General features: G+C 70.3%; 15 protein-coding genes. 8 read left to right on the top strand and 7 right to left on the bottom strand.

Annotated elements, in window-relative coordinates; genetic code table 11:
• Positions 1–167: 167 nt before the first annotated feature.
• On the bottom strand, positions 168–1,412 hold the full coding sequence (locus COA07_RS07525) for an argininosuccinate synthase (protein ID WP_066711562.1): 1,245 nt from the start codon (positions 1,410–1,412) through the stop codon (positions 168–170).
• Between the two features lie 116 nt (positions 1,413–1,528).
• Here COA07_RS07525 and COA07_RS07520 point away from each other — a divergent pair, with 116 nt between their 5' ends.
• Together COA07_RS07520 and COA07_RS07515 are read left to right on the top strand one after the other, a co-directional pair.
• Positions 1,529–3,571: a S46 family peptidase gene (locus COA07_RS07520; RefSeq protein ID WP_066711563.1), complete on the top strand. Its 2,043-nt coding sequence runs from the start codon at positions 1,529–1,531 to the stop codon at positions 3,569–3,571.
• Positions 3,572–3,658: 87 nt separating this feature from the next.
• A complete protein-coding gene (locus COA07_RS07515) occupies positions 3,659–4,096 on the top strand; it encodes an EF-hand domain-containing protein (RefSeq protein WP_066712588.1) in 438 nt (145 codons plus the stop codon).
• Between the two features lie 231 nt (positions 4,097–4,327).
• Here COA07_RS07515 and COA07_RS07510 read toward each other — a convergent pair whose 3' ends face one another.
• Positions 4,328–5,551, bottom strand: a complete 1,224-nt coding sequence (locus COA07_RS07510) for an SAM-dependent methyltransferase (RefSeq protein WP_066712590.1) — start codon at positions 5,549–5,551, stop codon at positions 4,328–4,330.
• A gap of 108 nt (positions 5,552–5,659) precedes the next feature.
• Here COA07_RS07510 and thrC point away from each other — a divergent pair, with 108 nt between their 5' ends.
• Entirely contained in the window at positions 5,660–7,057 is a 1,398-nt protein-coding gene (gene thrC / locus COA07_RS07505; protein ID WP_066712593.1) for a threonine synthase, read from the top strand.
• The gene (locus COA07_RS07500; protein WP_066712596.1) at positions 7,057–7,938 is read left to right on the top strand and encodes an RsmD family RNA methyltransferase; all 882 of its coding nucleotides are present in this window, start codon (positions 7,057–7,059) and stop codon (positions 7,936–7,938) included. The genes thrC and COA07_RS07500 overlap by 1 nt, the downstream gene beginning before the upstream one ends.
• Positions 7,939–7,947: 9 nt before the next feature.
• On the opposite strand, the gene COA07_RS07495 is transcribed toward COA07_RS07500, so the two are convergent.
• Genes COA07_RS07495 through COA07_RS07485 form a run of 3 tightly spaced genes read right to left on the bottom strand, consistent with a single transcriptional unit; the run spans position 7,948 to position 9,568 of the window.
• On the bottom strand, positions 7,948–8,583 hold the full coding sequence (locus COA07_RS07495; protein ID WP_096640743.1) for a heme exporter protein CcmB: 636 nt from the start codon (positions 8,581–8,583) through the stop codon (positions 7,948–7,950).
• Positions 8,583–9,161 carry a heme ABC exporter ATP-binding protein CcmA gene (gene ccmA, locus COA07_RS07490; protein ID WP_096640741.1) on the bottom strand — a complete coding sequence of 193 codons (579 nt, stop codon included), beginning with the start codon at positions 9,159–9,161 and terminating at the stop codon, positions 8,583–8,585. Before ccmA ends, COA07_RS07495 begins: the two co-directional genes overlap by 1 nt.
• A complete protein-coding gene (locus COA07_RS07485; protein WP_245842061.1) occupies positions 9,158–9,568 on the bottom strand; it encodes a metallopeptidase family protein in 411 nt (136 codons plus the stop codon). Before COA07_RS07485 ends, ccmA begins: the two co-directional genes overlap by 4 nt.
• Before the next feature lie 52 nt (positions 9,569–9,620).
• Between COA07_RS07485 and COA07_RS07480 the strand changes: the two genes are divergently transcribed.
• Entirely contained in the window at positions 9,621–9,923 is a 303-nt protein-coding gene (locus COA07_RS07480; protein WP_066486435.1) for a 4a-hydroxytetrahydrobiopterin dehydratase, read from the top strand.
• 6 nt (positions 9,924–9,929) lie between these two features.
• Here the strand turns inward: COA07_RS07480 and COA07_RS07475 are convergent, their stop codons facing one another.
• Positions 9,930–10,718 carry an SDR family oxidoreductase gene (locus tag COA07_RS07475; RefSeq protein WP_066713408.1) on the bottom strand — a complete coding sequence of 263 codons (789 nt, stop codon included), beginning with the start codon at positions 10,716–10,718 and terminating at the stop codon, positions 9,930–9,932.
• A gap of 69 nt (positions 10,719–10,787) precedes the next feature.
• On the opposite strand from COA07_RS07475, the gene COA07_RS07470 reads away from it, so the two are divergent.
• Both COA07_RS07470 and COA07_RS07465 read left to right on the top strand, forming a co-directional pair.
• Positions 10,788–11,555 (top strand): ATP-binding cassette domain-containing protein, encoded by a 768-nt coding sequence (locus COA07_RS07470; RefSeq protein WP_096640739.1) that lies wholly within the window; start codon positions 10,788–10,790, stop codon positions 11,553–11,555.
• Positions 11,552–13,099: an ABC transporter permease/substrate-binding protein gene (locus tag COA07_RS07465; RefSeq protein ID WP_096640737.1), complete on the top strand. Its 1,548-nt coding sequence runs from the start codon at positions 11,552–11,554 to the stop codon at positions 13,097–13,099. Before COA07_RS07470 ends, COA07_RS07465 begins: the two co-directional genes overlap by 4 nt.
• On the opposite strand, the gene COA07_RS07460 is transcribed toward COA07_RS07465, so the two are convergent.
• The gene (locus COA07_RS07460) at positions 13,088–15,934 is read right to left on the bottom strand and encodes a TonB-dependent receptor (RefSeq protein ID WP_096640735.1); all 2,847 of its coding nucleotides are present in this window, start codon (positions 15,932–15,934) and stop codon (positions 13,088–13,090) included. The genes COA07_RS07465 and COA07_RS07460 overlap by 12 nt on opposite strands.
• 144 nt (positions 15,935–16,078) lie before the next feature.
• Between COA07_RS07460 and COA07_RS07455 the strand changes: the two genes are divergently transcribed.
• Positions 16,079–18,235 (top strand): TonB-dependent siderophore receptor, encoded by a 2,157-nt coding sequence (locus COA07_RS07455; protein WP_096640733.1) that lies wholly within the window; start codon positions 16,079–16,081, stop codon positions 18,233–18,235.
• The last annotated feature ends 77 nt before the right edge of the window (positions 18,236–18,312 follow it).

The following is an 18,312-nucleotide window of genomic DNA, read 5'->3' as shown; positions in this document are numbered from 1 at the left end:
GGCGGGGGCGCGAATGTCGCGCCCCGCGCCCCGCACGGGCCGTCACCCCGGACCTGTTCCGGGGTCCACCGTTCCGCACGATCGACGCCCATGGTGCGCGGCACGGTGGATGCCGGAACACGTCCGGCATGACGGCAGGGTAGCCCTCGCCGCCGTGACGCCCGTACTTACCGGTCGCGCCGCCCCAGCAGGCGCAGGCGCAGCGCGTTCAGCTTGATGAAGCCGGCCGCGTCGCGCTGGTCGTAGGCGCCCTGGTCGTCCTCGAACGTCACGACCTTTTCCGAATAGAGCGAGTGCGGCGACTTGCGGCCGGTAACGATGACGTTGCCCTTGTACAGCTTCAGCCGGACGGTGCCCGTCACCTTTTCCTGGCTGTGGTCGACCGCCGCCTGCAGCATCTCGCGCTCGGGCGAGAACCAGAAGCCGTTATAGACCAGCTCGGCATAGCGCGGCGCCAGTTCGTCCTTCAGATGCGCGGCGCCGCGATCGAGCGTGATCTGCTCGATGCCCCGGTGCGCCAGGGCGTAGATGGTGCCGCCGGGCGTTTCGTACATGCCGCGGCTCTTCATACCGACGAAACGGTTCTCGACCAGGTCGAGGCGGCCGATGCCGTGCTTGCGGCCCAGATCGTTGAGCTTGGCCAGCAGCGTCGCGGGCGAGCACGCCTCGCCGTTCAGCGCCACGCCGTCGCCACGCTCGAAATCGATCGTGATGACCTCGGGCTGGTCGGGCGCGTCCTCCGGGTTGACGGTGCGCGAATAGACATAGTCGGGCACCTCGTCCCACGGATCCTCCAGCACCTTGCCCTCGGACGAGGTGTGCAGCAGGTTGGCGTCGGTGGAGAATGGCGCCTCGCCGCGCTTGTCCTTCGACACCGGGATCTGGTGCGATTCGGCGAATTCGATCAGCTTCGTGCGGCTGGTCAGGTCCCATTCGCGCCACGGCGCGATCACCTTGATATCCGGGTTGAGCGCATAATAGCCCAGTTCGAAGCGGACCTGATCGTTGCCCTTGCCGGTCGCGCCATGGCTGACCGCGTCGGCGCCGACCAGCTTCGCGATCTCGATCTGCCGCTTCGCGATCAGCGGGCGCGCGATCGAGGTGCCGAGCAGGTACAGCCCCTCGTACAGCGCGTTCGCACGCATCATCGGGAAGACGTAATCCTTCACGAATTCCTCGCGCAGGTCGTCGATGAAGATGTGCTCGGGCTTGATCCCCATCAGCTCGGCCTTGGCGCGCGCGGGTTCCAGTTCCTCGCCCTGCCCCAGGTCGGCGGTGAAGGTGACCACCTCGCAACCATATTCGGTCTGGAGCCATTTCAGGATCACGCTGGTGTCCAGCCCCCCGGAATAGGCGAGAACCACCCGGTTGATGCCGGCTTCGCCGGTTGGACGCTTGATCTGATCGGTCATGAGGCAGCTTCCTTTCGCGCGGGCCGCTACGCGCTCGCGCCCATAAGGGCAACCATCTTGCCGACGCGGGCGGGTTGGCGCACAAGCCGACGCAACAAAATTACCTAGGGGTTGTGATGAAGAAGCTGACCGCTGTTTCGCTGGCGACGGTGCTGACCGCGTCGCCCGCGCTGGCCGACGAAGGCATGTGGACGTTCGATGCCTTTCCCGCCGCCCGCATGAAGGCCGCTTACGGCTGGGCGCCCGACAAGGCGTGGCTGGACCGCGCGCAGGCCGCCGCGGTGCGGCTGACCGGCGGCTGTTCCGCCTCGTTCGTCAGTGGCGAGGGGCTGATCCTGACCAACCATCACTGCATCGCGCAATGCGCACAGGACCTGTCGTCGAAGGACACCGACTATCTGGCCAACGGCTTCGTCGCGGCGGACCGCGCGCGCGAGCTGAAATGCCCCGGCCAGCAGGCCGAGGTGGTCACCGCGATCACCGACGTCACCCCGCGCGTGATGAAGGCGATCGGCACGCTGACCGGCGAGGCGCTGACCAAGGCGCGCGACGCCGCGATCGCGACGATCGAGGCGGAGGCGTGCACCGACAAGGAGACGACGCGCTGCCAGGTCGTCACGCTGTACGGCGGCGGCGAGTACAAGCTGTACCGGTATCGCAAATATTCCGACGTGCGGCTGGTATGGGCGCCGGAATTCGCCGCGGCGTTCTTCGGCGGCGACCCGGACAATTTTAACTTCCCGCGCTACGCGCTCGATGCCTCGTTCCTGCGCGCCTATGAAAACGGCAAGCCCGCCGCGACGCCGCAGCACCTGACGTGGAACCCGCGCGCGCCGATCGAGGGCGAGGCGACGTTCGTCGTCGGCAATCCGGGGCGCACCCAGCGGCTGCTGACGCAGGACCAGCTGGCGTTCCAGCGCCAGTTCACGCTGCCGCTGATGACGACGTTGCTGTCGGAGATGCGCGGCCGGCTGATCGCGGCGAGCGAGCAGTCGCCGGACCGCCGGCGCGAGGCGGCCGACACGCTGTTCGGGATCGAGAACAGCTACAAGGTCTATTGGGGACAGGCGCGCGCGCTGGACGATGCGGGCTTTGCGGGCAAGCTGAAGGCGAACGAGGCCGACCTGAAGGCGAAGGCGGGCAAGCGGCTGGGCGATCCGTGGGGCGATATCGCCCGCGCGACCGACGCCTATCGCGACATCGCGCTGGATCACTTCTTCCTGGAACAGCGCGCGGGGATGTTCTCGACGCTGTACGGCTATGCCCGCACGATCGTGCGCGCCGCCGCCGAGCGCGAGAAGCCCAATGCCGAGCGGCTGCCCGGCTATACCGATTCGGCGCTGCCGCTGCTGGGCAAGCAGCTGACCGACGCCACGCCGACCTATCCGTGGCTGGAGGAGACCGCGCTGTCGTTCTGGCTGTCGAAGACGCGCGAATATCTGGGCGCCGATTCGCCGCAGGTGAAGGCGCTGCTGGGCCGCGATTCGCCCGAGCAGCTGGCGGACCGGCTGGTCACCGGCACGAAGCTGGCCGACCCGGCCGCCCGCAAGGCGCTGTTCGACGGCGGCATGGCCGCGGTGCGCGCGTCGAAGGATCCGCTGATCCAGTTCGTGCTGCGCAACGATCCCGCCGCGCGCGCGCTGCGCACCGCCTATGCGCAGAAGGTCGACGCCCCCGTCACCGCCGCGCAGGCCAAGCTCGCCCGCGCGCGCTTCGCGGCCTATGGCGCGGGCAATTATCCCGATGCCACGTTCACGCTGCGCATCAGCTACGGCAAGGTCGATGGCTGGATGGAGCGCGGCGCGAAGGTGCCGTACCGCACGACGCTGGCGGGCCTGTACGAGCGCGCGACCGGGCAGGAGCCGTTCGTGCTGGCCAAGGGCTATGCCGCGGCCAAGGCGCGGCTGGACATGGCCACGACGTTCGATTTCGTCACCACCAACGACATCATCGGTGGCAATTCCGGATCGCCGGTGATCGCGAAGGACGGGTCGGTGATCGGCGCGGCGTTCGACGGCAACATCCACTCGCTGGGCGGCAATTTCGGCTACGACCCGGTGCTGAACCGCACCGTGGTCGTCTCCACCCAGGCGGTGCAGCAGGCGCTGGAGAAGGTCTATCCCGCGCCCGCGCTGGTGCGCGAGCTGGCGGCGCGCTGAGGCGCCGCGGACGGCCCCCCGGCCGCGCAGCCGCGCACGGGGGGCCGTTCAGCCCGCGTACAAGCGCGCAGCGCGATAGCGCGCGGCATGAAGACCGCTTCCCCCACGACGCTGGCCGCCGCGCTGGTCGCCTTCCTGTCCATCCCCGCGCTGACCGCGGTATCGTTCGCGCAGGAAACCCGCGCGGGCGCCACCGCCAAGCTGGACGCCGAATTCGCCGCGTCCGACACCAACAAGGACGGGTTCCTGTCGCCGGCCGAGGTGGAAGCGCGGATGATGCGCATGAAGATGGCGGGCGGGCGCACGCTGGACGCCGTCCACGCCAAGCGCGTCGCCGCGTTGTTCATGGCGCGCGCCGACGCGAACAAGGACGGCAAGGTCAGCAAGGCCGAATCGGCGGCGCTGATGGGCACCGTCTTTTCCGCCTACGACCTCAACCACGACGGCAAGGTCGATGCGTCCGAGGCCGCCAAGGCGCGCGCCGCCGCCAAGGCGATGGCCCAGGGCGCGCCCGCGGCGAAGTGACCCGCCGCGGCTTGCTCTCCGTCACCGCGGAACACCCGTCACCCCGGCGGAGGCGGGACGTTTCCAAACCCATGCCGTCATGCCGGACTAGTTCCGGCATCCACGTTTCCGCACACAGGCAAGCGCCTGATTTCGCGGCACAGTGGACCCCGGAACACGTCCGGGGTGACGAAGGTGTTTCGCGAGAAACCTCCATATCGTCCGGCGTGACACCCATCCCCGCCGCGTCGCCTATCCGCGCAGCCGACGCTCCTCCTCGACCATATAGTCGCGCGTCAGCGGAAGGGTGGTGCGGTCGCGCGCGAACTGGATCTGGTAGTTGACGAGCGACCCGTTGGTGAAGCTGGCCGCCGCCCCCGCCAGATAGAAGGTCCACATCCGGTAGAAGCGTTCGTCGTACAGCGCGACGATCGCGTCCTTCTGCGCCACGGTCCGGTCGTACCAGGCGCGCAGCGTCAGCGCGTAATGCAGCCGCAGCACCTCGATATCGGTGACGAACCAGCGGATGAAATCGTTCGATTCCAGGATTTCCGACAGCGACGGGATATAGCCGCCGGGGAAGATGTACTTGTCGGTGAACTTGTCGGTGAAGTTCGGCCCGTCCGCCCGCCCGATCGTGTGCAGCAGCATGACGCCCTGCGGGGTCAGCAGGTCGCGGCATTTCGACAGATAGGTGCGGAAATTCTTGGTGCCGACATGTTCGAACATGCCGACCGACACGATCCGGTCGAACGTGCCGGTCATATCGCGATAGTCGATCAGCTCGAACCGCACCTTGTCAGCCACCCCCGCTTCCTGCGCGCGGCGGCGTGCGACCTTCAGCTGTTCCTCCGACAGGGTGATGCCCAGCACCTCGGCGCCCGTATGGGCGTGGATGTACAGCGCCATCCCGCCCCAGCCGCAGCCGATGTCGAGCACGCGCATCCCCGGCTCGACCGCCAGCTTGGCGAGGATATGCGCCTTCTTGTCGGCCTGCGCGGTGTCCAGGTCGTTCGCGGCATCGGTGTAATAGGCGCAGCTGTACTGTTTGTCGGCGTCGAGGAACAGATCGTACAACCGGTCCGACAGATCGTAGTGGTGCGCCACGTTGCGCTTCGACCGGATCGTCTGATTGCGGGTCAGCGCGTGGCGGATCTTCCCCCGGATCGTGCGCCAGCGATTCGCCGCCAGGTTGTTGACGCCGTTCTCCCAGCGCGAATTGCCGGTCGCCAGCATCAGCAGGTCCATGATGTCGCCCTGCTCAATGGTCAGCCGGCCGTCCATGAACGCCTCCGCCACACCGAGCGACGGATCGGCCAGGATCGCGCGATAGACGCCGGTATCGTGGATCGTGAACGACACCGGCGCCAGCGCCGGATCGGGGGTGCCGAAGGTCGCGGTGCTGCCATCGGGCTTGGTGAGGGTGAGCTGGCCACGCCGGATCGCGCGCGACAGGAAGTGATCGATGAGCGCCATGCCGCGCTTGCTAACCCCATGGCACCCGCCGCCGCAACCTTTGCCGCCCGCACGCCGCGCGCTTCGGGCGTTGCATGGGCGCGGCCAAGGACGTAGGCGCCTGCTTCCATGCGCTACGTCAGTACCCGTGGGACCGCCCCCTCGCTCGATTTCGCGGGCGTCACGCTCGCCGGCCTCGCCTCCGACGGGGGGCTGTACGTGCCCGAACGCTGGCCGACGCTGTCGCCGGACGCGATCGCGGCGCTGGCCGGGCTGAGCTATGTCGACACCGCGGTGGCGGTGATGATGCCGTTCGTCGAAGGATCGCTGACCCGCGAGGAACTGACCGAACTGTGCACCGCCGCCTATGGCCGGTTCGATCATGCCGCGATCACCCCGCTGGTGCAGATCGACCACGACCAGTGGCTGCTGGAACTGTTCCACGGCCCGACGCTGGCGTTCAAGGACGTGGCGCTGCAATTGCTGGGGCAGTTGTTCGAACGCTTCCTGAAGGGGTCGGACCAGCATCTGACGATCATCGGCGCGACCAGCGGCGATACCGGATCGGCCGCGATCGACGCGGTCGCCGGGCGCGCCGGCGTCGACATCTTCATGCTCCACCCCGAAGGCCGGGTCAGCGACGTGCAGCGCCGGCAGATGACCACGGTGGGCGCGCCCAACGTCCACAATATCGCGATCCGCGGCGATTTCGACACCGCGCAGGCGCTGGTGAAGGCGATGTTCAACGATGCCGCCTTCGCCAGGCGGTTCCGGCTGTCGGCGGTCAATTCGATCAACTGGGCGCGGCTGATGGCGCAGGTGGTCTATTATTTCTACGCCGCGGTGCGGCTGGGGGCGCCGGGACGCAGCGTGGCGTTCAGCGTGCCGACCGGCAATTTCGGCGACGTCTTCGCCGGCTATGTCGCGGCGAGGATGGGGCTGCCGGTGGCCCGGCTGGTGGTGGCCACCAACGTCAACGACATTTTGGCGCGCGCGCTGGCCAGCGGCGATTATTCCAGCCGGCAGGTGGTGGCGACCGCGACGCCGTCGATGGATATCCAGGTGTCGAGCAATTTCGAACGGCTGCTGTTCGACCTGGGCGGGCGCGATGGCGCGGCGCTGGCCGGGCAGATGAAGGGGTTCGAGGCGACGCGCGCGATGCAGCTGACCAATGCGCAGCGCGACGGCGCGGCCGGGCTGTTCGTGGGTGAGCGCGTCGATGCCGACGACATGGCGCTGGCGATGCGCCATGCGTGCGAGACCGCGGCGCAGGTGATCGACCCGCACACCGCGATCGGTCTGGCCGCCGCGCGCCGCCACACCGCGCCGGGCGTGCCGATGGTGACGCTGGCGACCGCGCATCCCGCCAAGTTCCGCGACGCGGTGGAACGCGCCACCGGCGTGCGCCCCGCGCTGCCCGCGCGCGTCGGCGACCTGTTCGACCGCGAGGAGCGGTTCACGGTGCTGGACGCGACCTATGACGCGGTGTCGGGATACGTCGCGGCCCATGCGGTGCCGCGCGGCTGATGCAGCTGGTCACGCTCACCGGGGAGCCGTGGGCCGATTACGGGCTGGTCGATTCGGGCCATGGCCGCAAGCTGGAACGCTATGGCCGGTTCCGCTTCATCCGCCCGGAACCGCAGGCGCTGTGGGCGCCCGCGAAGCCCGACTGGCAGGCGCATGGCGAATTCGTCCCCGGCAGCGACGAGGACGGCGGCGGGCAATGGCAGTTCCGCGAACCGGTACCGCGCGACGGCTGGCCGCTGGCGTGGGTAGAAGGCGACGCGCGCGTGCGCTTCACCGCGCAGACCACACCGTTCCGGCACCTGGGCTTCTTCCCCGACATGGCGCCGGTATGGTCGTGGATGCGCGGGCGGCTGGACGGCTCGGACGCGGCCGAATGCCTGAACCTGTTTGGCTATACCGGGGTCGGCACGCTGGCGATGTCGGCGGTCGGCGCGAAGATGGTGCATGTCGACGCTTCCAAGAAATCGGTCGAGGCGGCGCGCGGCAATGCGGCGCTGTCGGGGCTGGCCGATGCGCCGGTGCGCTGGATCGTCGACGATGCCGCCAAGTTCGTCGCGCGCGAGGTGCGGCGCGGGCGGCGCTACGACGGCATCCTGCTCGATCCGCCCAAGTACGGGCGCGGCCCGGATGGCGAGATCTGGCGGCTGGAGGAGCATCTGCCCGCGCTGATAGCCGATTGCCGCCGACTGCTGGACGCGCAATCGCGCTACCTGTTCCTGACCGTCTATGCGGTGCGCATGTCCGCGCTGGCGATCGGCGAGATGCTGCGCCAGGCGTTCGCGGACCTGCCGGGCACGGTCGAGGCGGGCGAACTGGCGGTGCGCGAGGAAGCCCGCGGGCTGACGCTGCCGACCGCGATCTGGGCGCGCTGGTCGCGATAGTTTCGACGGCTATTCCATCGCCATGCGGATCGCCGCGCCGGCGACGATCGGCCCGCCGACCGTCAGCAGCAGGCTGACCGCGGCCAGCAGCTTCAGCCCGCCCGCCCCGCCGTCGATCGCGCCCGCGCCGAAGATCAGCAGCGGCACTGCCAGCGGCAGCATGACAAGGCCCGCCACCGCGCCCGCGCCGCGCAGCCCCGCGACCAGCGCGCCGGTGGTGACCGCCAGCGCCGCCAGCCCCGGCGTGCCGATCGCCAGCCCGGCGGCGACCAGCGCCAGCCGGTCGCCGGACAGGTTCAGCAGCGCCGCCGCCGGGATCGTCGCCAGCAGCAGCGGCGGGGCGAAGGCGATCCAGTGCGCCAGCGTCTTGGCCGCCGCGATCGTCACCGGCGACACACCGCGCACCGCCAGCTGGTCGACCACCCCCGCCTCCAGATCGGGGGCGACCAGCCGCTCGACCGGCAGCAGCGCCGCCAGCAGCGCCGCAGCCCACACGATCCCGCCGCCGACCCGCGCCAGCAACGCCGCATCGGGGCCGATCGCGAACGGGAACAATACCGTCACCAGCAGGAAGAACGCGACCACCAGCGTCGCGCCGCCGCCGGCATAGCCGCGCCGCACGTCGCGCCACACCAATGCGCCCATCACAGCGCCACCTGCGCCGCATCGGGCAGCGCCAGCGGCTGGTGCGTGGCCACCACCACCGCGCCGCCAGTCGCGCGGTGCCCGGCGATCAGCTGTTCCAGCCGCTCCACCGCGCCCGCGTCCAGCCCGCTCGCCGGTTCGTCGAGCAGCCACACGTCGGCGCCCGACGCCACCACCCGCGCCAGCGCGGCGCGGCGCCGCTGCCCGGTCGACAGGAAGCGTACCGGCACGTCGGCCAGATCGCCCAGCAGCATCGCGTCCAGCGCCGCGGCGACGCGCACGTCCGGCAGGGCGCGCGCATCCTGCGCCGCCCAGAAGGCGAGCGCATCGGCCAGCGCGCGTTCGGGGTCAAGCGCGGCGGCCTCCCCCATCCACGCCACGGTCCCCTCGCGCTCGACATGTCCGGCGGCGGGGCGCAGCAGCCCGGCCAGGACGCGCAACAGGCTCGACTTGCCGACGCCATTGGGGCCGGCGACCACCGCCGCGCCGCCCGGCGCGACCGCCAGGTCGATCCCCTCGACCAGCACGCGCCCGCCGCGCGCCACCGTCACGTCCACGGCGCGGACCGCGCCGCTCAATCCGCCACCGCCGCTTCCAGCGCGTGCATGTCGTCGTCGGACAGGCCGAAATGGTGCCCGATTTCATGAATCGTGACATGCGCGACCAGATCGTCGAGCCGCACGCCGCTCTCGCACCATTCGGCCAGCATCGCCTGGCGGTACAGATGGATGCGATCGGGCAGCGCGCCGCTGTCGAACGCCGATTTCTCGCCGACCGGGCGCCCGTGGTACAGCCCGGTCAGGTCGAGCGGATGGTCGATGCCCAGCGCGTCCAGCGTCTCGGCATCCGCCTCCTCCTCGACCACCAGCACCACATCGCCCAGATGCGCGCGGAACGCCTCGGGCAGCCGCGCGATCACCGCGCGCGCCTGCGTCTCGATCGCGTCAGCGGAGGGCGGCGCGCCCATTGCCTCTTGCCCGTCCATGCCGCCGGCCATACCGCTCGGCGATCACCCGCCGCAAGCGCAGAGGCACGTCATGACCCGCACGATCGAACAATTGAGCGAAGCCGAACGCGCCGACGCGCTCGATACGCTACCCGACTGGGATTATGACGAGGCGCGCGACGCGATCACCCGGTCGATCGTGTTCACCGATTTCGCGGAGGCGTTCGGGTTCATGACGCAGGTGGCGCTGCTGGCTGAACGCGCCGACCACCATCCGGAATGGACCAATGTGTGGAACCGGGTGGAAATCCTGCTGACCACGCACGACGCCGGCGGGCTGTCGGCGCTGGACGTCGAATTGGCAACGGCGATCGATTCGATCCTGGGCGGCTGAGGGAGATCAGCGCCCCAACAGCACGCGGCTGCGCATCATCCGGCGCAGCCGGCCCGGCATCCAGCGCGCCGCGAAGGTCAGCCGGCGCGCGGTCTTGCCGACCGGCGAATGCACCCTGTCGCCGTGGACCGCATCCCACGCCGCCTGCGCGACGACCTCGACCGGCGTGAATTCCAGCCCGGATTCGACCACCGCCTCGCGCGCGGTGCGGTTGGTCCCGGCCAGGCCGATCGACAAGAGGTTGGTGTCGATGAAGCCGGGCAGCAGGTCGCGCACCTTGATCGCGTCGACCGACCATTCGGCGTCGAGCGCCTCCGTCAGTCCGCGCACCGCGAACTTCGTGGCGGAATAGGCCGACAGCCCGGCGCTGCCGTAGATCGCGGAGGCGGAAGCGGTGTTGAGCAGGCACGATCCCGGCGTCGCCTTCAGATACGGATAGGCGAGCCGCGCGCCATAGGCGACGCCGCGGAAGTTGATGTCGATCACGCGGTCGAGCGCGTCCAGCCCCATGTCCCCGAACGCGCCGCCGGCCGCGATGCCGGCGTTGTTGAACAGCACGTCCAGCCGCCCGCCCGACAGCGCGGTGAATTCGGCCAGCACATGTTCCCATTCCGACGGGTCGCGCACGTCCATGACATGCGTCGAGGTGCGATCCGCGGGCAGCATCGCGGCGGTGTCCGCCAGCGCGCGCTGGTCGATATCCGCCAGCCCGACGCGCCAGCCCTGCGCCGAAAAGTGGAGCGCCACCGCGCGACCGATGCCCGATCCGCCGCCGGTAATCAGGATCGCCTTCATCACCTTATCCCCTCCCCCGCCGCTCGCGCGGCTTGTGCCGGCCCCATCCTTCCCGCATCGTGCGCGACGATGCCAGAACAATCGCCCGGCCCCACCGTCTCGTTCGACGGCGTCATCAAGCGTTACGGCGACGGTGCGGCTGTCGACGGCGTGACGCTGGACATCGCCGGCGGCAGCTTCGTCGCGCTGGTCGGCACGTCGGGGTCGGGCAAGTCGACGCTGCTGAAGACGGTCAACCGGCTGGTCGTGCCCGATGCGGGGCGCGTCGCGATCGACGGGCGCGACGTGGCGGACGATCCGCCCGCGCGGCTGCGGCGGCGGATCGGCTATGTCTTCCAGAATGTCGGGCTGTTCCCGCACCTCTCGGTGGGGGACAATATCGCGATGCCGCTGGTGCTGGCGGGGCGGCGCGATCCGGCGCGGGTGGCCGCGATGCTGGACCTGGTCGAGCTGCCGCGCGCCTTTGCGACGCGGATGCCCGCCGAACTGTCGGGCGGACAGCGCCAGCGCGTCGGCGTGGCGCGCGCGCTGGCCGCCGAGGCGCGGCTGTTGTTGATGGACGAGCCGTTCGGCGCGCTCGACCCCGTCACGCGCGAGGCGCTGGCGGGTGCGATCCGCCGGCTGCACGCGGACCTGTCGCTGACCACGATCATGGTGACGCACGACATGGCGGAGGCGCTGCTGAACGCCACGCGCGTCCTGGTGATGCAGGCCGGACGGATCGTCGCCGACGCCGCCCCCGCCGCAATGCTGGCCGGACAGGCGGGCGCGGCCGCCGACGCGCTGGTCGCGGTGCCGCGCGCGCAGGCCGAGCGGCTGACGGCGATGACGCGATGAGCGACGCGCTTGCCCGTGTCCCCGCGCTGGCCGCGCAGCATCTGCTGCTGGCGATGGCGGCGCTGGCGCTGGCGCTGCTGATCGCGCTGCCGCTGGGGGTGCGCGCCGCGCGCGCGCCGCGGCTGGCGGGGGTGGTGCTGGGCGCGGCCAGCCTGATCCAGACGATCCCCAGCCTAGCGCTGCTCGCGCTCTTCTATCCGGTGCTGCTGTGGGTGTCGTCGCTGGTCGGCGGCGGGGTGCCCGCCTTGGGGTTCCTGCCCGCGCTGCTGGCGCTGACGCTCTATGCGCTGCTGCCGATCGTCCGCAACCTCGTCACCGGCTTCGCCGCGCTCGACCCGGCGGTGCTGGAGGCGGCGGACGGGATCGGGATGACGCCGGCGCAGAAGCTGGCGCGCGTCGAAGCGCCGCTGGTGCTGCCGATCGCGATGGCCGGGGTGCGCACCGCGGCGGTGTGGACGATCGGCGCGGCGACGCTGTCGACCACGGTCGGGCAACCCAGCCTGGGCGACCTGATCTTCGCCGGATTGCAGACGCAGGCCTGGGCGCTGGTGATCGCGGGCTGCGTGTCCTCCGCCGCGCTGGCGCTGGGAGTCGATGCGCTGCTGGGACTGGCGGAGCGTGCCGCGGGGCGGCGGCGGTGGGGCATGGTCGCGGCGGCGGGCGGCGCGTTGCTGGCGGCGACGGTGCTGGCCAGCGTGCCGCTGTGGCCGCGCGGCGGGCACGACCGGACGGTGGTGGTCGGCGCCAAGAACTTCTCCGAACAATATATCCTGGCGCGGCTGATCGGCGATCGGCTGACGCGCGCGGGCTATACCGTCCGCTATCGCGACGGGCTGGGATCGGCGGTGGCGTTCGGCGCGGTCGCGGGGGGCGATATCGACGTCTATGTCGATTATGCCGGCACGATCTGGGGCGCGGAGATGAAGCGGCAGGACGTCGTGCCGCGCGCGCAGCAATTGCGCGCCGTCGCCGAATGGACGCGCGCGACGCACGGCGTCACGCTGCTGGGGACGCTGGGGTTCGAGAACGCCTATGCCTTTGCGATGCGCGGCGCCGATGCGCGCGCGCGCGGGATCGCGACGCTGGACGATCTGGTACCGGCCGCGCCGCGGCTGGCGCTGGGCGCGGACCTGGAATTCCTCGATCGCGCCGAATGGGCGGCGATCCGCCGCGCCTATCCGCTGCGCTTCGCCTCCGCCACGCCGTACAGCCCGACGTTCATGTACCGCGCGCTGGAAAGCGGGCGCGCGGACGTCATCAGCGCCTTTTCGTCCGACGGGCGGATCGCGGCGGACGGGTTGACCGTGCTGCGCGATCCGAAGGGGGCGATTCCCGGGTACGACGCGATCCTGCTGATCGCGCCGCGGCGGCGCGACGATGCGCGGTTCCGCGCCGCGCTGGCGCCGCTGGTCGGGCGCATCCCGGTCGATGCGATGCGCGCGGCCAATTACCGCGTCGATCGCGACCGGGACAAGCAGACGCCCGAGGCCGCGGCGCGATGGCTGGCGGCGCGGATCGGGCTGGCGTCGCCGTCAGAAGAATAGCTTGCGCAGCACCACCCGCACGGTGCGGCCCAGCGGATCGAGGTAATCGGGCTGGAAGCCGATCGGCACCTGCCCGGTCTGGTCGGTGACGCGCTGGCGGGTGTTGAACAGGTTGTCGACCTGCACCGTCACGCGCGTGCCGCGCATCCACGGATGCGCCTTCACCCAGTCCAGCCGACCGCCCAGATCGGCGAACAGCCGCAGGTTGGCGGTCGCCAGGCTGCCGAAGTTCAGCGTCTGCGGCGCCGCGGCCGTACCGCCCGCGACCCGCGTCGCGCTCTGGAAGTTGACCGACAGGCGCGCGCCCAGCCCGTTGTTGACGTAACCGGCCTGCCCCTCCAGCTCGTGCCGCGGCTGCCCGCCCGCGCTGCCGATCGCATCGCCCTCCAGCAGGTTCAGCACCGGTCCGCCGTCCGCGATCGTCACGCGATCGGTCAGGTGCCAGGTGTGGTAGAGCGCGAATTGCAGCCGACCGCCGGCCTGCCCGCCCCCGCCGCCGAACCGCCCACCGCCGCCGAAGCCGCCGCGCGGACGATCGCCGCCGCCCGCCCCGGCCCCGGCCCCGGCCCCGCCACCTGGCCGCGCGCCGGCCGCGCCCCCGTTGCCGTCCGCGCCGCCGCGCCAGCCACCCGGCGGGCGCAGCCCCTCGAACGGATTCGGCCCGGTGCCCGCGCGATAGGCCTCGATCTGGCGTTGCAGCTGCGATTTCAGCCGGAACGACACGTTCACGCCATAGCGGATTTGCGACTGCTCGCTGCGCGCGAAGTTGATCGGACGCGAATCGATCTGCAACAGATTGTCCGCCGCATCGCGTTGGAACCGCCCGGGAAACGCCTGCGCGATCGCCGCCGTCGCCGCGGGGAAGGCGGCGATCGGATCGTCGGTGCTCTGCCGCGTGAAATCGGCGCGGAAGCTGATGTCCTTCTGCTTCCACGGGGTCAGGTTCAGCCCCAGTTTCAGCGCGTGGCGATTGTCCGCGACCAGCCCGCGGTTGCCGCCGGTGATGGTCGTCACCGTCGCCGTCGTGCCCCGCACGTAATCGAACACGCGTACCCCGGGCGTGGTCACCAGCGGATTGCCGAGCTGCTGTGCGCTGGGCGCCTCGTCCTGATCGGTGACGGAGGCGATCACCCGCACCGCATCGATCGGCGACCAGTTGACGCCATAGCCGATCGTCCACAGCGTGCCGAAGTCGGACAGATGATCCGCCGCCAGATTGCCGTTGAGCGACAGGTTGCCGATCCCCGCCAGCACGTCCGCGCTGCGGCTGGCGATCGGCAGGTCCAGGTTGACCTGCATGTTGCCGATATCGCGCGCGACGTCGCCCGGGGGACTGGCGACGCCGCCGCGGGTCGAGCGGCTGCTGAAATCGCTGGTCGACGCGCCGATGCGGATGCTGGTGTTGGCATCGCCCGCGGGCAGCGCGAACACCGGCCCGCTCGCCAGCGCGTCCAGCCCGGCGGTGGTCGATCGCGAGCGGCCGACATTGTCGGGCAACCGCCCCAATGACAGCCCGGAAGATAGGGGAGCATAGGGATTGGCGGTGGCATCGCCCGCCAGCAGCCGCGCCTGGAACGCGGCACCGTCCAGCCCCGCCTGCGTCACGGTATCGCTGTCGGCGCGATCGACGCTGCCGGTCACCGACCAGCGCCAGCGGCCCTTGTCGCCGTTCAGCGTGCTGCCCAGGTGCAGGTTGGTCGTGTCCACGACCTGCGTCAGCGGGCCGATGCCGTCGAACGCGCGCGACACGGTCACCGGCTGCGAAAAGGGGGAGAAGGGATTGCCGACCGGCAGCTGCAGCGACAGCGTCGCCAGCCCGCGATCGGCGACGGTGCGGGTGTGGTCGACGGTCGCGTTCAGGCTGGCGGCGACATTGCCGAAGATGGTGGTGGCATAGGTGCCGTTCGCCGCGACGTTGCGCGACGACGCCAGCAGCGTGCGGTACGCGCCCTGATCGGTGGTATTGGGGGTGGCGGCGAAATCGCCGATCGCCGGCGCCGCGCTCGCCGCAGACGCGGGCACCCCGGCGACATTGCCCAGCCCCGGCCCCAGCGCGCCCGCGCCCACGACATTGCCGGCGATCGCGGCGGTGGCGGGGGGCTGGCGGATATCGCGTTCCGCCTCGCTCAGCGCGCCGGCGCGATTGTATTCGAGGTGGAGGTTGATGCGATCGTCGCGGCGGATGCGGACGATATCGGCCTCCGCCCCGCCCTGCTCGCGCCCGCCCTCGGTCGCCGCGCGACCGTTCAACTCCGCGGTCACCGCGCGGAAGCGGCGGCGCAGCACGAAGTTCACCACGCGCTGGTCGGCGCGATAGCCGTATTTGAGCGCCACTTCTTCCGGCAGGATATCGACGCGCGCAATCGCCTCGGTCGGCAGGTCGCGGATTTCCTGGAAGCCGGAGATGCGCCGCCCGTTGAGCAGGATCACCGGCCCGCCCCCGGCCCCGCGCCCGGACGTCGTCTGCGGGGTGAGTTCGGCGAGCAGTTCGGTAACCGATCCGACGCCGTAGCTGCGGATGTCGGCGGGCGACAATTGCTGTTCGGGCGGGATATCGCCGATCACCGCGCCGGGTTGGCGGCGCGACCCGGTGACGACGATATCGGGCGCGCCCTCCTCCTCGTCCTCCTCGGACGCCGGCGGCGGCGCGGTGCGCGGCGTGGGTTGCGCGGCGAGCGTCGGGGCGGGCGCGGACACCGGGTCGGGCGACGCCGCGGCCGCGCCGGCGGGCGGCACGGTGCCCGGCGTCTGCTCCGCACCGCTCGCGCCGACTTGCGCCACGGCGGCAGCGGGAAGGCCCGCCACCCCGGCCAGCAACCAACAGATCGAACGCATCGGCACGTCTCCTTCGCCTGCGTCCACGCAACGACGGCGGCGAGCGCGCTAACGCGCAAATGTCGCAGGAGTTTGCCGGACCTTCGCACTTGCACCCATCGACTGCGATAGTTATTGCGAGGCGATAGCATTAAAGGGGCGCAGATGAACCGGTGGAGCGTGACGGCCGCATTGGCCGGGGTGATGGCGTGCGCGCCCGCGACAGCGCAGGCGGCGGACAATGCGGGCGACGACATCGTCGTGACCGGGCGCGCGCAGCGGCTCTACCGCGTCGACACCACCACCGTGGGCAAGAGCGCCGAAAGTCCGCTCGACATTCCGCAGGCGCTGCAGGTGGTCAATGCGGAGCTGTTCGCCGATCAGGGCGCGCGCGACGCGACCGACATCTATCGCGACATTTCGGGCATCAGCGCGTTCAGCTACGCCGGCGTCACCTTTCGCGGCTTCCGGCAGGACCAGTCCTTCTACGACGGCCAGCGCGGCAATCCCTTCATCGGCTTTTCGGTGCCGCAACTGTTCACGATCAGCCGGGTCGAGGTGCTGAAGGGACCGGCGGGGCTGTTCTTCGGCCCCGGATCGCCGGGCGGCATCATCAACTATGTGTCGAAGACACCCAGCGAGGCCGCCGCACTGCGTACGGTCGCGACGCTCGGCAGCTACGATCGCGCGGGGATTTCGTCGGAGGCGACCGGCCGGATCGACCGCGACGGCGTCGTCACCTACCGGCTGGGCGGCTTCTACGAAGCGATGGCGCCGTTCCGCTACAACACGCGCAACACCTCGCTGATCGGGGACGGCGGCGTGTCGTTCCGCACCAACGATCACGGGATGCTGACCGTGCAGGCGACGGTCTACGACAATCTGCTGCGCGGCAACCGGCTGCGCGGGGTGCCGGTGGACGATGCGGGCAACTTCCTGGGCGATATCCGGTGGAACGCCAACGAGCCGAGCGATCGCCTGCATCTCGCGTCCCAGGCCTATCAGGCGCGCTACGCGACCGGCATCGGCAGCGCAGTGACGTTCGACGCGGGCGTCCGCTATTTCGACGCGACCGAGACGCAGGGCTATCACGAACCGCGCGGCTTTGTCGCCGGCAGCGACGACCTGATCGCGCGCGAATTCCGCGACCAGGTCCGCGCCGTCGACGGCCTTTCGTTCATGGCAAACGCGACCGCGACGGTGCGGCTGGCGGGGATGGAGCATCGGTTCCAGGCGGGTGCCGACTGGTACGACGAACGCAGCATCCTCGATTCGCGCATCCTGCGCGCGGGCGTCGCGCCGCTCAGCCTGCGCAACCCGGTCTATCGCGATGACGCACGCGACGCCGCCCGGGCGGCAAGTGTGCCGACCGCGACCACCGATACCCGCACGACGCGCCGGGGCGCCTACCTGCAGGACCGGATCGCGATCACCGATGCGCTGTTGCTGGTCGGCGGGGTGCGATATGATCGGTTCGACGACGCGGTAACCACCGCCACCGCCGGGCGGACCACCGCCACGTCATCCTACGGCGACGGCCGCGTTACCCTCCGTGGCGGTGCGATCCTCAAGCCGCGCCCGGGCGTGTCGCTGTACGCCAGCTGGTCGGGCAGCTTCGAGCCGCAAAGCCCCGCCAGCCAGAACACCAGCGCCGGCGGCCCGTTCGCCCCGGTGACCGGCAACCAGGTGGAAGGCGGGGTCAAGTCGGTGCTGCTGGGCGGGCGGGTCCAGGCGAATGCGGCGGTCTATCGCATCGTTCGCCGCAACATCCTTCAGGTCGATCCGACGCTTCCGCCGCAGAACGGTGTCGATCAGCTGCGCCCGATCGGCGAGGTGACCAGCAAGGGCGTCGAGGTGGATGTGGCGACCGATATCACCCCGAACTGGGTGCTGCTGGCCAATTACGCCTATAACGATACCCGGATCACCGGGACCGTCGCGGGCCAGTCGGTCACCAACGCGGTCGGCGATCGCTTCGCCAATGCGCCGCGCCATCAGCTGGGGTTCTGGACCCGCTATCAGATCCCCGCGATCGGTACGGCGCTGGGCTTCGGCGGGGAGCATCTCTCGCGCCGGCTGACGTTGTCGAACCAGGCCGTGCCCGCATACACGATCTTCGACCTGTCGGTCACGAAGGCGCTGGGACCGGCCGAACTGATGCTGCGCGTCGATAACCTGTTCGACCGCCGCTACACCGCCTCGGGCTTCAGCAAGCAGACGGGGAGTTTTCCTGGCGAGCCGCGTTCGTTGTTGGCGGAGTTGCGGTTGCGGCGTAAGCGTGGCGTGAGGACCGCAGTTTATGCGGCTTGGGCTGTTGGCTGATCTGTCTGGGGCACCCAGTTCCACGGCATCAGCTCGTCCCAGCGGGTGGCGGGCCAGTCGCCGGCGACCCTGGCGAT

The organism is Sphingomonas adhaesiva, assembly GCF_002374855.1.
Classification (GTDB): Bacteria; Pseudomonadota; Alphaproteobacteria; order Sphingomonadales; family Sphingomonadaceae; genus Sphingomonas; species Sphingomonas adhaesiva.
Note: the sequence above shows the minus strand (reverse complement) of the source record. Positions and strands in the feature narration are given on the sequence as shown.

Excerpts from the sequence above, each read along its gene's own strand:
- COA07_RS07525 (WP_066711562.1), bottom strand. The coding sequence starts at position 1,412 with ATGACCGATCAGATCAAGCGTCCAACCGGCGAAGCCGGCATCAACCGG.
- COA07_RS07520 (WP_066711563.1), top strand. The coding sequence starts at position 1,529 with ATGAAGAAGCTGACCGCTGTTTCGCTGGCGACGGTGCTGACCGCGTCG.
- COA07_RS07515 (WP_066712588.1), top strand. The coding sequence starts at position 3,659 with ATGAAGACCGCTTCCCCCACGACGCTGGCCGCCGCGCTGGTCGCCTTC.
- COA07_RS07510 (WP_066712590.1), bottom strand. The coding sequence starts at position 5,551 with ATGGCGCTCATCGATCACTTCCTGTCGCGCGCGATCCGGCGTGGCCAG.
- thrC (WP_066712593.1), top strand. The coding sequence starts at position 5,660 with ATGCGCTACGTCAGTACCCGTGGGACCGCCCCCTCGCTCGATTTCGCG.
- COA07_RS07500 (WP_066712596.1), top strand. The coding sequence starts at position 7,057 with ATGCAGCTGGTCACGCTCACCGGGGAGCCGTGGGCCGATTACGGGCTG.
- COA07_RS07495 (WP_096640743.1), bottom strand. The coding sequence starts at position 8,583 with ATGGGCGCATTGGTGTGGCGCGACGTGCGGCGCGGCTATGCCGGCGGC.
- COA07_RS07485 (WP_245842061.1), bottom strand. The coding sequence starts at position 9,568 with ATGGACGGGCAAGAGGCAATGGGCGCGCCGCCCTCCGCTGACGCGATC.
- COA07_RS07480 (WP_066486435.1), top strand. The coding sequence starts at position 9,621 with ATGACCCGCACGATCGAACAATTGAGCGAAGCCGAACGCGCCGACGCG.
- COA07_RS07475 (WP_066713408.1), bottom strand. The coding sequence starts at position 10,718 with ATGAAGGCGATCCTGATTACCGGCGGCGGATCGGGCATCGGTCGCGCG.
- COA07_RS07470 (WP_096640739.1), top strand. The coding sequence starts at position 10,788 with ATGCCAGAACAATCGCCCGGCCCCACCGTCTCGTTCGACGGCGTCATC.
- COA07_RS07465 (WP_096640737.1), top strand. The coding sequence starts at position 11,552 with ATGAGCGACGCGCTTGCCCGTGTCCCCGCGCTGGCCGCGCAGCATCTG.
- COA07_RS07460 (WP_096640735.1), bottom strand. The coding sequence starts at position 15,934 with ATGCGTTCGATCTGTTGGTTGCTGGCCGGGGTGGCGGGCCTTCCCGCT.
- COA07_RS07455 (WP_096640733.1), top strand. The coding sequence starts at position 16,079 with ATGAACCGGTGGAGCGTGACGGCCGCATTGGCCGGGGTGATGGCGTGC.